13 protein-coding genes are annotated in these 13,728 nt (G+C 59.0%); 3 read left to right on the plus strand and 10 right to left on the minus strand.

All coding sequences use genetic code 11. From position 1 onward, the window contains the following. Nucleotides 1-78 precede the first annotated feature (78 nt). From ACIOYV_RS14290 to ACIOYV_RS14310, 5 genes are all read right to left on the minus strand, one after another. Complete coding sequence (locus ACIOYV_RS14290; RefSeq protein WP_401324474.1) at nucleotides 79-570, minus strand: cupin domain-containing protein; 492 nt, start codon at nucleotides 568-570, stop codon at nucleotides 79-81. A 70-nt stretch (nucleotides 571-640) separates the two neighbouring features. Then, entirely contained in the window at nucleotides 641-1,633 is a 993-nt protein-coding gene (locus ACIOYV_RS14295) for an aldo/keto reductase (RefSeq protein WP_401324476.1), read from the minus strand. 67 nt (nucleotides 1,634-1,700) lie between these two features. Further along, nucleotides 1,701-2,690 (minus strand): aldo/keto reductase, encoded by a 990-nt coding sequence (locus ACIOYV_RS14300; RefSeq protein WP_401324478.1) that lies wholly within the window; start codon nucleotides 2,688-2,690, stop codon nucleotides 1,701-1,703. A 191-nt stretch (nucleotides 2,691-2,881) separates the two neighbouring features. Further along, nucleotides 2,882-3,718 carry an SDR family oxidoreductase gene (locus ACIOYV_RS14305; protein ID WP_401324480.1) on the minus strand — a complete coding sequence of 279 codons (837 nt, stop codon included), beginning with the start codon at nucleotides 3,716-3,718 and terminating at the stop codon, nucleotides 2,882-2,884. Nucleotides 3,719-3,893: 175 nt separating this feature from the next. Beyond that, entirely contained in the window at nucleotides 3,894-4,286 is a 393-nt protein-coding gene (locus ACIOYV_RS14310) for a nuclear transport factor 2 family protein (RefSeq protein WP_401324482.1), read from the minus strand. Between the two features lie 181 nt (nucleotides 4,287-4,467). On the opposite strand from ACIOYV_RS14310, the gene ACIOYV_RS14315 reads away from it, so the two are divergent. Continuing rightward, entirely contained in the window at nucleotides 4,468-5,397 is a 930-nt protein-coding gene (locus tag ACIOYV_RS14315; RefSeq protein ID WP_401324484.1) for a LysR family transcriptional regulator, read from the plus strand. A 132-nt stretch (nucleotides 5,398-5,529) separates the two neighbouring features. Here ACIOYV_RS14315 and ACIOYV_RS14320 read toward each other — a convergent pair whose 3' ends face one another. Then, nucleotides 5,530-6,663, minus strand: coding sequence for a lactonase family protein (locus ACIOYV_RS14320; protein WP_265044588.1), 1,134 nt, complete (start codon nucleotides 6,661-6,663; stop codon nucleotides 5,530-5,532). A 229-nt stretch (nucleotides 6,664-6,892) separates the two neighbouring features. Here ACIOYV_RS14320 and ACIOYV_RS14325 point away from each other — a divergent pair, with 229 nt between their 5' ends. Beyond that, a complete protein-coding gene (locus ACIOYV_RS14325) occupies nucleotides 6,893-8,194 on the plus strand; it encodes an Nramp family divalent metal transporter (RefSeq protein WP_401324486.1) in 1,302 nt (433 codons plus the stop codon). A 45-nt stretch (nucleotides 8,195-8,239) separates the two neighbouring features. Here ACIOYV_RS14325 and ACIOYV_RS14330 read toward each other — a convergent pair whose 3' ends face one another. From ACIOYV_RS14330 to ACIOYV_RS14345, 4 genes are all read right to left on the minus strand, one after another. Further along, on the minus strand, nucleotides 8,240-9,196 hold the full coding sequence (locus tag ACIOYV_RS14330) for a 2-hydroxyacid dehydrogenase (RefSeq protein WP_401324488.1): 957 nt from the start codon (nucleotides 9,194-9,196) through the stop codon (nucleotides 8,240-8,242). A gap of 31 nt (nucleotides 9,197-9,227) precedes the next feature. Continuing rightward, nucleotides 9,228-9,986 carry an SDR family oxidoreductase gene (locus ACIOYV_RS14335; protein WP_054053083.1) on the minus strand — a complete coding sequence of 253 codons (759 nt, stop codon included), beginning with the start codon at nucleotides 9,984-9,986 and terminating at the stop codon, nucleotides 9,228-9,230. Nucleotides 9,987-10,027: 41 nt separating this feature from the next. Beyond that, nucleotides 10,028-10,720 carry a fumarylacetoacetate hydrolase family protein gene (locus ACIOYV_RS14340; RefSeq protein WP_401324490.1) on the minus strand — a complete coding sequence of 231 codons (693 nt, stop codon included), beginning with the start codon at nucleotides 10,718-10,720 and terminating at the stop codon, nucleotides 10,028-10,030. A 100-nt stretch (nucleotides 10,721-10,820) separates the two neighbouring features. Beyond that, on the minus strand, nucleotides 10,821-12,170 hold the full coding sequence (locus ACIOYV_RS14345) for an MFS transporter (protein WP_054053087.1): 1,350 nt from the start codon (nucleotides 12,168-12,170) through the stop codon (nucleotides 10,821-10,823). Between the two features lie 583 nt (nucleotides 12,171-12,753). On the opposite strand from ACIOYV_RS14345, the gene ACIOYV_RS14350 reads away from it, so the two are divergent. Next, complete coding sequence (locus ACIOYV_RS14350; RefSeq protein ID WP_401324492.1) at nucleotides 12,754-13,686, plus strand: helix-turn-helix transcriptional regulator; 933 nt, start codon at nucleotides 12,754-12,756, stop codon at nucleotides 13,684-13,686. Nucleotides 13,687-13,728: the final 42 nt, after the last annotated feature.

Below are 13,728 nucleotides of genomic sequence, written 5' to 3' on the forward strand. Positions count from 1 at the left end.
ATCGGGGGGGCGCACGCTGTTGGTTACTCGAAAGCAACCGCGCCGAGCGCGAGGCGCCGACACATCCTGATACTTCATTTACATGCCCTGAGCGGGCGTTCGGCCTTCGTATTGCGCATCCGAAACCTTTTCAGCCCATGCGACGGCTTTCCCGTCTTCGGCTTCGGCGATTGCGATATGGGTCATGCCATTGTCGGCAGTCGCCCCATGCCAGTGGCGTGTTTGCGGCGGGATCCAGACAATGTCGCCCGGGCGAATTTCCTGACGGGGCGCGCCCTCTTGCTGCACGTAGCCGACGCCGGCGGTGACGATCAGTGTTTGCCCCAGCGGATGGGTATGCCAGGCCGTACGCGCGCCGGGTTCGAAGGTCACCGTGCCACCGCCGACGCGAGCCGGGAGATCACCCTTGAACAAGCCATCAACACGCACCGTGCCCGTGAAGTTTTCTACTGCGCCCTTGATCGAGGGCTGAGCGCCGACGTGGGTAATCCGGATCTCGTTCGAGGCCTGGGCGCAGGTTTCCCCGGCCAAAAGCGACAAAGCAACAAGTGGAGCAATCAAGGGATTCATAGGCAGCGTTCCTGCAAGGTGGTGAGCCGACAGCAAGGCTGCTCCGGGTGGAGCAGCCATAGGGGAGGCTTCAGAGCCCGGTCATCTTCAGCGCAGGCTCGGGCAGGCGTTCACCTTGCACCTGAATCCGCGACATCTGGTCATCGATCAAGCGCAGATCCTCGCCAGTCAGCTCCAGCTCGATAGCCCCAAGGTTCTCCTCCAGCCGGTGTTGCTTCGTCGTGCCAGGTATCGGGACGATCCAGGGCTTTTGCGCCAACAGCCAAGCCAACGCCACCTGCGCGGGCGTGGCGTCTTTGCGTTGTGCGACGGCCTTCACCACGTCGACCAGTGCGAGGTTGGCCTTGCGAGCCTCAGGAGAGAAGCGCGGCACGAAATTTCTAAAGTCGGACGCATCGAACTGAGTGTTCTCATCAATCTGGCCAGTGAGAAAACCGGCGCCGAGTGGGCTGAACGGTACAAAGCCGATACCCAGCTCTTCCAGCACGCCCAGGAGTTCGTGCTCCGGGCCACGCCAGAACAGCGAGTATTCGCTCTGTACCGCTGTCACCGGCTGAACCGCATGGGCGCGGCGAATGGTTTGCACGCCAGCCTCGGACAAGCCGAAGTGCTTCACCTTGCCCTCGGCGATCAGATCCTTGACGGTGCCGGCGACATCTTCAATCGGCACCTCGGGATCCACACGATGCTGGTAGAACAGATCGATGCAATCCGTTCGAAGGCGCTTCAACGAGGCCTCTGCCACCGCCCGGATATGCCCCGGCCGGCTGTTGGTGCCGCCGCCTCGCTCGCCAGTGATCAGGTCAATGTCGAAGCCGAACTTGGTGGCGACTACCACTTGATCGCGAATCGGCTGCAGAGCCTCACCCAACAGGTCTTCGTTACTGAACGGGCCGTACGCCTCTGCGGTGTCGAACAGCGTGATCCCTTGATCACGCGCGGAGCGAATCAGCTTGATCATGCTGTGTTTGTCAGCGGCCGGTCCGTAGGCCGAAGTCATGCTCATGCAACCAAGGCCCAGAGCGGACACTTCCAGGCCGTTGCCCAGCTTGCGAATTTTCATTGATCTACTCCAATTTCAGACATCGAGGCGTACACGGTTCAATTCCGTTATTCACGGCATTTCACCGTCAACGCCCGACACGAGCCTTGAGAGACTCGGGGTAGCGGTCGCCCTGGATGCGGATCTGCGACAGCGCCGAATCAATCGCCTTGAGATCGACTTCGGTGAGCGTGATGCTCGCACCGCCAATGTTTTCTTCCAGGCGATGCAGTTTGGTGGTTCCGGGTATAGGAACAATCCAGGGCGCTTGGGCGAGCAGCCAGGCGAGCGCGATCTGGGCGGGTGTCGCAGCCTTTTGGGCCGCGAGCTTGCGGATCAGGACCACCAATTCCTGGTTGGCCTGAAGCGCTTCGGGGCTGAAGCGGGGAACGATGCTGCGAAAATCGTCGCTGCCGTAGGAGGCGTCTGCCGTCACGGTTCCAGTGAGAAAACCTTTACCCAGCGGACTGAAGGGCACGAAGCCGATACCCAACTCTTCAAGTGTCGGGAGAATTTCCTGTTCAGGCTCTCGCCACCAGAGCGAGTACTCACTTTGCAGCGCGGTAACAGGCTGGACAGCATGAGCACGTCGAATGGTTTGCGCCCCCGCCTCCGAAAGACCGAAGTGCTTGACCTTGCCTTCCTGGATAAGCGCCTTCACCACGCCCGCGACATCCTCGATGGGTACGTCCGGGTCGACTCGATGCTGGTAGAGCAAATCGATGAAATCTGTCTTCAGCCGGCGCAGCGAGCCCTCGACGGCAACCCGGATGTGCTCCGGGCGGCTGTTGAGGATCTGTTGTTTGTTATCGGCCCCGAAGGTAAAGCCAAACTTGGTGGCGATGACCACCTGATCGCGAACCGGCGCCAGCGCCTGGCCGAGCACTTCTTCGTTCAGGTAAGGACCGTACACCTCGGCGGTGTCGAAGAAGGTGATGCCTCGCTCAACTGCCGTGCGGATCAGGGCGACGGCTTGTTTCGTGTCGGTCGCCGGGCCATAGCCATGACTGAGCCCCATGCAGCCCAGGCCCAGAGCGGATACTTCAAGAGAGCTGTTTCCGAGTTTGCGTTTTTGCATTTCAATCTCCCTGCTTGTCGCGATCTGCATGTGGTTTACGGATCAAAGATCGGACAAGGCTGCGGTCAGTGAATGTCGGCCATGTGCAATAGCGCTGCGCAAACAGTAAGCGAGCTACCGGGTGGGGACTAGACGGGTAAATCGGCAAGGGTTGATGAGGTGCATTCATTAATCCGGTCGTGGCGCACCCTTTACCGGGGTGCCAGATCGCCGTACCAGTAAGCCGCCGTGACACCACCATCCATCAGGAAATCGCTGCCGGTAATGAAGGTGCCCTCCGGTCCCATGAGCAGCGCTCCTACGGCGCCCACTTCACCGGGCGTTCCACCGCGTCCTGCCGCGCTCACGTCGATCATGCGTCGGTAGCCCTCGCCACGTGGGCCGCTCAACTCGTCCCGCGCCAATGGGGTAAAGATGATGCCGGGGCTGATCGTATTGACTCGCGCACAGCGTTTGCCCCAGCGAACAGCTTCCGCCATGACCCGCAACGAGTTCCCACGCTTGGAGATTTGGTAAGCGTTTAAAGGGTCGGTGACTTGATCCGCTTGAAGCATCGGGAGCGCGAGCAGGTCATCCGTTGGCGTGGTCGCCAGGGCCTTGTTTTGTTCGTCGCTCAACGCGGGCAAGCGATGGCCGGATTGTGAAGCGATCACGATTGCGCAGCCGCCTTCGGCGATGACATTGCCGAACTCTTCAAGAACGACCGCCGTTCCATACAAATCAACCCGCAAAATGGTTGCAACTGGTGCTTGAGAGGGTGAAACACCCGCAGCGTGAATGACGCCGGTGATTTCTCCAATTGCCGTTGCGGTCCGCACCAACGCCTGAACCGACTCGCGAGAAGAGACGTCTACGATGGCCGTAGTGACCTCGAATCCTGCGTCGAGCAAGACCTTGGCCGCGGCATCGGCGTTCTCCTGTTTGAGATCTGCCAATACGATGTGCTTACCGGCACTGACTCTGCGGGCAATGGCTTGGCCGATCGAACCGGCGCCTATAACGACAATTACTTTTGAAAGATTTTTCATGAGCAGATCCTTGGTCAGGCTTGAGTTGATTCATCCGGTTGATCGCTTTCGCAAGCAATCGCAGGCCATGAATTTCAGCCCGGAGTGGGCAACTTGCCTGCGCGCATTGCCGCTATGACACCGCCATCGATCAGCAGATCTCTAAATATCTCAGCCACTGTTCAAACGCAGTTCTTTAGAACGCGGTGTAGCGGGCACTCGCGATCATCCATGCACCTTCGTGCTGCTTGAGTTCTAAAACGAATCTCAATCTCCAGGGGGCAGTCATGCCGTTAATGCTGGCGTTGAAAATGCCGCGACCTTGCACTGTGGAGTCTGTTTCCTTGACGCTGACTTCAAGCGAGTTCTGCACCAGTTCGATTCGGTGATAGTTGAAGTCTCCCGACCAGACGAGATCGAGCCATTCGTGCTTGGGCTGAACGTAGCCGGTGATATGCACCAGTGAGAAACCCGGTTCGAGCAAGCGATCAAGATCAGGCGTACGAGCCTCCACCATGGCAGTGTGATAGGCGTTCAGGACTTCAATAATCTCTGAGCTTTCGTCAGCGTGCGCCATGGAACTCAACATGTATTTGTCCTGTGAGCGTTTACTGAAAAGTGCGTGTGATCCTGGATCGCCATGCCCGACAACACACCTTCAAGGGTGTCGGACTCATCCGTCGCGGGACGTATGGCTGCCCAATATAGAACGCCAGCATCCACATGATTAGATGCTAGGATCTGCATGAACTTATACTTTGAGATAATAAATGGATCGGTCTGAGCTCGGCGATCTGGCGGTTTTCCTGGTCGTGGCGCAGGAGCTGAACTTCACTCGCGCAGCTGCACGACTCTCTACGTCGCAGTCTTCGGTCAGCCAGACCATTCGCCGGCTCGAAGCTCGCCTGGGCGTCAGATTGCTCGCTCGCACCACCCGGAGCATGGCCACTACGGAGGCGGGAGAACGGTTACTGGAAACCGTACGACCTGCATTTGGCAACATTGAAGCCAAGCTGAGCGAGCTGAGTGAGATGCGCCAGAAACCGGCCGGCAGCGTGCGCATCACGGCGAGCAAGCACGCGGCGGAAGGGATTCTCTGGCCCACGGTTTCACGTCTGTTACTCGAATATCCGGACATCAAGGTCGAGATATCCAGCGACTCGGCACTAACCGATATCGTCACTGATCGCTTCGATGCCGGAGTGCGACTGGGTGAGCAGATAGATCGGGACATGATCGCCGTAAGGATCGGTCCTGACCTGCGAATGATCGTCGTCGGATCGCCGTCGTACCTGGCGCGCAGTCCAGCGATCACCAAGCCGCATGACCTGACCCGTCACGCCTGCATCAATGTGCGTCTGCCATCGTCGGGAGCGCTCTACGTCTGGGAGTTCCATCACCAGGGACGTGACTTGAATGTACGGGTTGATGGCCCGCTGACGTTTAACAACATGCGCATGGTGCAACAAGCGGCGGTGGAAGGTTTCGGCCTGGCATTCATTTTTGAGGACGTTGCGCAGGAACAACTGCGATCCGGTGAACTTGTTCAGGTGCTTGATGAGTGGTGCCCGTTTTTTGCGGGATACCACCTTTATTTCCCCAGCCGACGTCAGCAGTCTCCCGCGTTTACGCTCTTGGTTGAGGCATTGCGCAAGAACGTCGATGCATCATTTTCGGGTGCAAAATGGCGTCCGGCCTGAACATCCTGGTCATGTGATGCTGTTTGTGGCGTCTCACTCGGGAGCCTGCACAGGGTGTTGAGGAAGGCGAGGGGCGAGTGCTCGAATCACGCCGCCCCGACCTCCCTGTCGTCCACTTCTTGCTCCCGAAAGTTACTCCACCGACGTCTGCAGCACTTCTATCCACAGCGCGCCTTTGCCCGATGCCGCTTCGCCGACACGTTTCAAGGCACCCTTGTCGCTGACGGCATACGTGCCGACTTTTTCGCTTTTCTCACCCGTCACCAGCAACCAGCGACCATTGGGTGAAAACGCGATATTGCGTGGCTGCTTTTCTTCAACCGGATAGTTCTCGAGAAAGCTCAAGTGGCCGGTGGAAGGATCAACCGCGAACGCCGACACCGAGCTGCTGGTGCGCTCGGTCATAAGCAGTAGCTTGCCATCCGGCGAGATCCGCAGGTCGGCGGCCCAGATACGTGGCGTGGGGTCATCCTTCAGGTCGTTGTTGCGCGCGTCACGCACTTCGCCGTGAGCCAGTTTCAAACGCTCGGGAATGCCATTGGCCACGCTGATCTGAGTCAATGCACCGGTGCTGTTATCGATCGAAAACGCCGTGACGGTGCCGCTCATTTCACCGACCACGTACAGGTATTTGCCATTCGGGGAAAAGGCCAGGTGCCGAGGCCCGGTATTGCTCGGGACACTGATGTAGCCGCTGCCGATCGGCGTGAGCGCGCCGGTTTTGGCGTCGAGGCGATATTGCAGCACTTTGTCAGCGCCCAGATTGCCCGCGTACGCAAATCGGTTGCTCGGGTCGGTACGCAGTGAGTGCGCATGTGGGCCGGTCTTGTAGGTCAGGATGCTGGCAGAAGGCTGATAGGCCTTGTCGATGGACTGCACGCTGACGGTGTCGGCCCCATAGGATGCGCCGAGCAAATAGTGTCCTTTTCTATCGGTAGACAGGTAGGCCATGCTTTCTGCCAGGGGCGCTTTGGACAGCGGAGCCAGGTGTCCGCTCTTGGGATCTATGCGGTAGCCCAGCACCTGAAACGGCTTGACCCGTAATGCTGCAAACAACACTTTGCCGTCAGGCGTGATGGCCATCGGGTTGACCTGATCGCCGGCGTTGACCTGTTCAATCAGGCTCAGCGCGCCGTTGCTCTGGTCAAGGCGATACTGGGAAATCAGACCGTCTCCGGGGCTGGAGATGTAGGCGAACGTGGCGGCATTGGCTTGCAGACTGATACCGCACACAACGGCAGCGGCGATGAGAAGGGGTTTGGCCACAGTGATTCCTTATTTTTATGATTGTGATCGGTCATCCTATGACTGTCGCTGAATGGCATCAATACCTGTTTTACCTGGATAGCGGGAAATTCAGGCTAAAGCCAATAGGTAAAGGCCACACAGCGGAAACATTTCAACATACTCTGGCTCAATAATAGTTGTACGACGTCTTATCTACTGTGTTCGACTGCGCTCGGTCTCACAAAAAAAATAAACGGAGATACCCTCTATGACGAGCATTCCTTCGGTCGAAGGCAAAGCTGCGGCACCCGCACAAAATCGATTCTCACGTGTACTCAAGCTGCTGGGCCCCGGCATTATCGCGGTGCTGTCCTGGCTGGGCGCAGGTGACCTGATCACCTCATCGGTGGCCGGTGCCAATTACGGTTACGCAATGATGTGGGTGCTGGCGGTCTCTCTGCTCTTGAGATACCTGATCGTCAACATCATCGCTCGCTTCCAGCTGTGCAATAACCAGGGCATGACCATCCTGCAGGGCTATGCCCAACTCAATCCGTTTTTCGCCTGGTTCATGCTGGTCTACGCCCTGCTGATGGGGCACTTGATGAACGCCTACATGATCAAAGGGGCAGGTGAGTCGCTGGCGATGCTGTTGAAAATCGACCAGCCACTGCTGTGCTCACTGGCGGTGGTGCTCGCCGTGTGGATGCTGGTGGGGCGTAATATTTATTCGATGATCGAAGGCGTGATGAAGGTGTTGCTGGCGATCATGACCTTGGCGTTCATTGCCCTGGCCGTGATGTCCGGCCCCGATGTCGTCGGCATCGTCAAAGGCACTATCGGCTTCAGTATTCCGCCGGATGAAGGCGTGCATGGCGCGCTGTTGGTGGCGGTCTCGGTGATCGGCGCGGTGGCCGGTTCGATTGCCAACTTCGTCCATCCTTACGTCATGCGCCAAAAGGGCTGGGTAGGGCCGCAACACAAGCGCGTGCAACGCAACGATTTGCTGTTCGCCGTGTTCGTCGGGATCGTCATCAACCTGGCCATCTGGATCGTCGGCGCGGAAATCCTGCGGCCCAATGGCATTGAGGTGAAGACCTTGGCCGACCTCGGCAAGGCGCTGGAAATTTTCTTCGGCCCGATCGGTTGGTACGTATTCTTCATCGGTGTATTCGCCACGCTGTTTGCCAGTATTTCAGGCAAGACCACCGCGTTCCCGATGCTGATTACCGACGCCTTCCAGCACGTTCTTCCTGAGCGTCGCGAGAAGTACGGCAAAGAGTTTCACCATGATCCGATGCACAAGTGGTTCATGCTGTTCATCCTTGTGACGCCGTTGGTCTGGTCGTTGCCAGGCATGCCGGATTTCGTGACCCTGACCATCGGTGTCAGCGCGCTGAACATCATTGGCTTGCCGGTCATTTCCCTGGGCCTGCTGATCATGTCCAACCAGAAATCGTTGCTGGACAAGAAATATCGCAACAACCTGTTTGAGAACGTTGCGCTGCTGTTTGCCACTGGCCTGGCGCTGTGGGTCGCCTTCCAGTTGGGTGTCGATCTGTTTACCTGACATCGCGTCGCCGAGGGGATGCAATGTCCCCTCGGCAGCGATGGCTCAGTCAGTCACCGAACCCTGCGGTATTCTCCCGGCGAAACTGTCCACCAGGCTCGCCACCACCATTTCTCCCATTCGTGTGCGGGTCTGCAACGTCGCACTGGCGCGATGCGGTTGCAGCACCACGTTTTCGTTGGCGAACAGCGCCTCGGGTGCATTCGGTTCATCGACAAACACGTCCAGCGCCGCCCCCGCGATTTCTTGAGCGGCCAGCGCCGCCACCAGATCCGTCTCGTTGACCAGTTTGCCCCGCGCGACGTTGATCAGGTATCCGTCCTTGCCCAGCGCCTGCAACACTTCGGCATTGATGATGGCCTCAGCCTGGTCGGCGGCGGCCGCGAGAATCAGCGCATCGCTTTGGCTGGCGAGTTGTTTTAGATCGGCGACAAAGGCGTGGTTCACATCGCTCATCGGTTGCAGATCGGTGTAACTGATCGGGCAGCCAAACGCGGCAGCCCGGGTCGCCACTGCACGGCCAACCCGGCCCATGCCGACGATGCCGATGCGCATGCCGGACACCTGACGCGCCAGCGGCAGCGGAGCCAACGGCGTAGGGCTCTGGGGCCATTGCCCCGAACGTACATAGCGATCGCTGGTGCACAGTCCGCGGCACACGGCGATCAACAAGCCGATGGCCAGGTCAGCGACATCCTCGGTCAGCGCGCCGATGGTGGCGGTCACACGGATCCCGCGATCCCTGGCATACGCCAGGTCCACCGCATCGGTGCCGACACCGTTGACCGCGATCACTTCCAGTTTGGGCAGCTGCGCCATGAGTGCCTGGCTGATCCCCGTGTGTCCGCCAGTGATTACCCCGCGAATGTTCGCGCCGTGCTCCTGGATATACGCCTGCTTGTCGGCCTGCTGGAAGTAACGTCTGACGGTGAACAGCTGATCAAGCCGCGTGTTGATTTCAGGGATCAGGATCGGGCTGAGCTGCAAGACTTCTGGCTTCATGTGGACCTCGTGACAGAATAAAAAAGCCGGTTTAACCGCGACCGGCAAACGGCATGGCGCTGGCCATGACGGTCATGTTCAGGACGTTCGCCTCCAGCGGCAGGCCGGCCATGTAGCGCACGGCATCGGCCACGTGCTTGACGTCGACCATCGGCTCGACAGCGATGGTGCCGTTGGCCTGGCGCACGCCTTTGGTCATGCGCACCGACAGGTCGGTCAGGGCGTTGCCGATGTCGATCTGGCTGCAGGCTATGTTGAATTCGCGGCCGTCCAGGGCCAGGGATTTGGTCAATCCCAACACCGCGTGTTTGCTGGCGGTGTAGGCGCTGCTGAACGGGCGAGGGGTGTGCGCCGAGATCGAGCCGTTATTGATGATGCGTCCGCCTTGTGGCTGTTGTCGGCGCATCAGCCCGAAGGCACCACGGGCGCAGAGGAAAACGCCGTTGAGGTTGGTGTCGATCACGTTGCGCCACTGCTCGAATGTCAGCTCATCCAGCGGCACCGCAGGGGCGTTGATCCCGGCGTTGTTGAACACCACATCGAGGCGTCCGTAAACCTCGCTGATGGTTGCAAACAGCGCATCGACACTGGCCGGGTCGCGTACATCCGTGGGCACCGCCAACGCTTGATGCCCCTCGCTGAGCGCCAGCTCGACTACCGCCTGCAACGGCTCTGGTCGGCGTCCGGCCAATACCAGGGTGAAACCATCGGCCATCAGGGCCAGGGCTACGGCGCGGCCGATGCCACTGCCGGCGCCGGTGACCAGGGCGACTTTCAAAGGACTGTTCATGTTGTTATCTCCTTTTCGATTTATGAGGGCATGTGCCGGGTTCAAGGCCGCTGGCCGACACGCATTTCCAGTTGGCCGATGCCGTCGATCCCGGCGTTGATGATGTCGCCTGGTTGCAGCACATCGACGCCTGCCGGGCTGCCGGTCATGATCAAGTCACCGGCCCGCAGCGCGACCGACTGAGAGATGCGGCTGATGATTTCACTCACTGACCAGATCTGGCTGTCGAGGCTGTCGCGCTGGCGTTCTTCGCCGTTGACGCTCAGCCACAAATCGCCATCAGGGTGCCCGGCGCGAGTGATCGGCACGATGGCGGTCATCGGCGCGGCGCCGTCGAACACCTTGGCACCTTCCCACGGCATACCGTTGCTCTTGGCCGCGCGCTGCACATCGCGCCGGGTCAGGTCCAGCCCGGCAGCGTAGCCCCAGACATACGCCAGCGCCTGGCTCTCCGGAATATTGGCGCCGCCTTCACCGATGGCCACGACCAATTCGATTTCGTGGGCAAACTCTTCGGTCAACGGCGGGAAGGTCACTTCACCGGAAGCATCCACCACTGTGCTCGCCGGTTTCATGAAGAACACCGGTGGCTGGCGGGACTGGCCCTGGCTGTCTGGCCAAGGGTAGTTGCGGCCGACGCAAAATACCCGGCCAACGGGAAAGCGCTGCTGGCTGCCGGCGACCGGCAGGGTTACGGGTAGATCCGGGGTAAACACGTATTCAGTCATGGTCATTTTTGTAGTCGTCCGGTTAGTCACGTCAGCGTACGGCGGCATTCTTTTGCAAAGTTGGACGAATGCCGCCTCGTGTTGGAGAAAAACGCTTTTTTCCGGCTTAGCGCACCTTGAGTTCGATGCGATACAAGCGGCCAAGCAGCAGCGAATAGGACAAGGTTCCGATCAGCGCCACGCCACCAATGAACCAGAATGCGTAGGCAAAGGAGCCTGTTGCGTGAACGATGCCGCCAATCACGATCGGGGTGACAATCCCGCCGATATTGGCCGCCAGGCTGGTGACCCCGCCGGTCAGGCCGATCAACTCCTTGGGCGCGACTTCCGACACAGCCGCCCACGACGATGAGGCGATGCCCTGGGCGAAGAAGGCGATGGTCAACACGGCAATGCAGATCACGTTCGAATCGGTGAAATTCACCAGCACAATCGACATGCCCAGCATTGATCCGACCACCAGCGGCAACTTGCGCGCAAAGGACATGGAATAGCCCCGGCGTATCAGCAGGTCGGAGACGATACCCGCCAGCAAAATGCCCACCGTGGCACCCACGAACGGCAGCACCGCGAAGATCCCGGCCTTGATCATGGTCAGCTTGCGTTCTTCGATCAGGTACGTCGGGAACCAGGTGAGGAAGAAGTACAGTGCGGAGGTGCTGGCGAACTTGCCGATGCAAATCGCCCAGATCTGCCGATAGCTGAACAGCTCGGCGATTTGCCGCCAGTTGAACCGGGTGCGTTCCTGACTGCTCTTGACCAGGCCACCTCCGGTTTCGATGTACTTCAACTCTTCCTTGCTGACCTTCTTGCAGCTCAGCGGATCGCGGTACACGCACAGCCAGATCACCCCGAATACGATGCCGAGTATCCCGGTGCTGTAGAACACATGACGCCAGTCATAGGTCGTGGCCAGCCATAACAGCACGCCGGTAAACAGCGCCGTGCCCAGATACTGCCCGCACACGTAAATGCTGCTGGCCAGACCGCGTTCGCGGGCCGGGAACCACACCGTCACCGCACGGCTATTGGCCGGGAAGGCCGGCGCTTCCATGGCGCCGACGGCCAGGCGCAACCCGAACAGCGAGGCAAATCCCGTGGCAAAGCCCTGGCACACGGTGACCGTCGACCAACTGATCAGCGACACCCCGTAAGTGAACCGCGACCCAAAACGATCGGCAATGAACCCGGCGGGCACCAGGGCGAGGGCGTAGGTCCAGGCAAACGCGGAAAAAATCAGGCCCATTTCAATCTTGTCCAGGCCCAGGTCCTTGGCCATGAACGGTGCGGCAATCGAGATGTTCACGCGGTCGATGTAGTTGATGATGGTCGCAATCAGCAGCAACGACAGCATGAACCAGCGCCGACGGGTTGGCAGGCGCTGAGTCTGTACGGCGTCCCGGGCGCCGATACTCACCGACGACGCGGTGGACGGGGAGGTTTGCGAGTTCGACATGGATGGACCTTTTTATTGTTAGAAAATCGAGATGTTCGCGCGCAGCCGAAACCGAAGCCCCCAGTACCGGGGCAGGGCAATCGTTGCTTGAATGGGAGGCGCGGACAGCTGCTGTCAGGCGCTCAGGTACGCCTTCGGACAGGGCTGGTCGGGGGAGGAGTCGCGGGGAAAAAAAGTCGGTTCATGAGTGCGCACCTTTTGATTGTTTTTGGAAGATCGGGCTGCATTGGCTGCCACAGTGGTCGTACAACCTTTCAAAATCAACGTAGGTGTTAGAACGTTTTTTCCTCTGAAAATAGGGATTATTGAGGGTGTCCAAGAAAACGGCGGTCCGCTCATTTCCAGGTGTGTTGCTTAAATTGTCGATAACTAGCTGTTATATATAGATAAAATAATTGTGATCGCACTTTGCTTTTTGGACAGGCGATAGAGAGCACACGGGCTCAATTAATTCGTTGAAAGCCATGGTCATCCTATGACATGTTGAAATCTGCCGGTGTGCACCGTCACAATCACCCATGTCGCCGCCAGCACCTCGGCGCGACGACAACCTGTCCATGCACCTGTCGAGGATCCTCAGGAAATGTCGTCACCGAGTCGAGTCCCCACCTACGTCATGCAGCAGCGCAGCGAACTGACGGATTTCTACATCCGCGATAAAAAGGGTCGGCGCGCCGAAACCAGTCCGCATCGCCACGAGTATTTCCAGATTCAGGTCAACCTCGGTGGCGACACCGTGCAGCACATTGGCAACGTCGAACGTCCGTTTCCGCGCAACACGCTGGCGTTTATCCTGCCGCATCGCGTGCACGTGATTCCGCACCCGGCCGACAGCAATTTCATGGTGATCAATTTTTCCCAGACCTTTCTGCTGCCGCACCTACAATGCGACCCGATGGACCTGGAGGAAGTCTCGATTCTGCTGGCCCCGGAGTTGTCGCCGTTCCGCTTCCAGGAACATCTGGATTTCATCCTTGGCGATGAGGATTTCAGCAAAGTCTGTGGCCTGATCGAACAGATGCGCGTGCTGGACGAAAACCGTCAGTTCGGCACCCGCGAGATGCTCAAGGGCCTGCTGCTGCAATTGGTGGGAAGCGTCTGCGCCCTGTATGCCGAGCCGCTGAAACGCCTGGCGGAAGAGAATGCCGCCGAGGTCAGCCGACGCGATGCGTTGAGCAGGATGTCGGAATACTTGCGCAAGAACATCGCCGACCCCGACCTGAACCTGATCAAGGTGGCTGCGGCGACCTACCTGTCACCGACGTACCTGACGCACTGGCTGCGCAAGGAAATCGGCAAGACCTTCACCGAACTGGTGCTCGAACGCCGGATGCACGCAGCGCGCAATTATTTGCTCAATGGAACCCGGCCGGTGGGGGAGGTGGCGAGGTTGTGCGGTTTCGCTGACGAGGCGTATTTCTCACGACGCTTTCGGCAGATCCACGGCCAGCCTCCCGGACAGTTCAGGCGCCAGCAGCTCAATCCGGATACGCCGCAATCGCCGTCCAATACGTGATCGATTGAGAAGAGGTTTGCAACGAGGGACGTGCAGCTTAAG

Source organism: Pseudomonas sp. NPDC087342 (assembly GCF_044744265.1).
Lineage (GTDB): Bacteria > Pseudomonadota > Gammaproteobacteria > Pseudomonadales > Pseudomonadaceae > Aquipseudomonas > Aquipseudomonas nunensis.

What these genes read in the sequence shown, in the direction of transcription:
- ACIOYV_RS14295 (WP_401324476.1), bottom strand. Translation starts at nt 1,633, where the DNA reads ATGAAAATTCGCAAGCTGGGCAACGGCCTGGAAGTGTCCGCTCTGGGC.
- ACIOYV_RS14300 (WP_401324478.1), bottom strand. Translation starts at nt 2,690, where the DNA reads ATGCAAAAACGCAAACTCGGAAACAGCTCTCTTGAAGTATCCGCTCTG.
- ACIOYV_RS14345 (WP_054053087.1), bottom strand. Translation starts at nt 12,170, where the DNA reads ATGTCGAACTCGCAAACCTCCCCGTCCACCGCGTCGTCGGTGAGTATC.
- ACIOYV_RS14325 (WP_401324486.1), top strand. Translation starts at nt 6,893, where the DNA reads ATGACGAGCATTCCTTCGGTCGAAGGCAAAGCTGCGGCACCCGCACAA.
- ACIOYV_RS14305 (WP_401324480.1), bottom strand. Translation starts at nt 3,718, where the DNA reads ATGAAAAATCTTTCAAAAGTAATTGTCGTTATAGGCGCCGGTTCGATC.
- ACIOYV_RS14310 (WP_401324482.1), bottom strand. Translation starts at nt 4,286, where the DNA reads ATGTTGAGTTCCATGGCGCACGCTGACGAAAGCTCAGAGATTATTGAA.
- ACIOYV_RS14350 (WP_401324492.1), top strand. Translation starts at nt 12,754, where the DNA reads ATGTCGTCACCGAGTCGAGTCCCCACCTACGTCATGCAGCAGCGCAGC.
- ACIOYV_RS14315 (WP_401324484.1), top strand. Translation starts at nt 4,468, where the DNA reads ATGGATCGGTCTGAGCTCGGCGATCTGGCGGTTTTCCTGGTCGTGGCG.
- ACIOYV_RS14340 (WP_401324490.1), bottom strand. Translation starts at nt 10,720, where the DNA reads ATGACCATGACTGAATACGTGTTTACCCCGGATCTACCCGTAACCCTG.
- ACIOYV_RS14290 (WP_401324474.1), bottom strand. Translation starts at nt 570, where the DNA reads ATGAATCCCTTGATTGCTCCACTTGTTGCTTTGTCGCTTTTGGCCGGG.
- ACIOYV_RS14330 (WP_401324488.1), bottom strand. Translation starts at nt 9,196, where the DNA reads ATGAAGCCAGAAGTCTTGCAGCTCAGCCCGATCCTGATCCCTGAAATC.
- ACIOYV_RS14335 (WP_054053083.1), bottom strand. Translation starts at nt 9,986, where the DNA reads ATGAACAGTCCTTTGAAAGTCGCCCTGGTCACCGGCGCCGGCAGTGGC.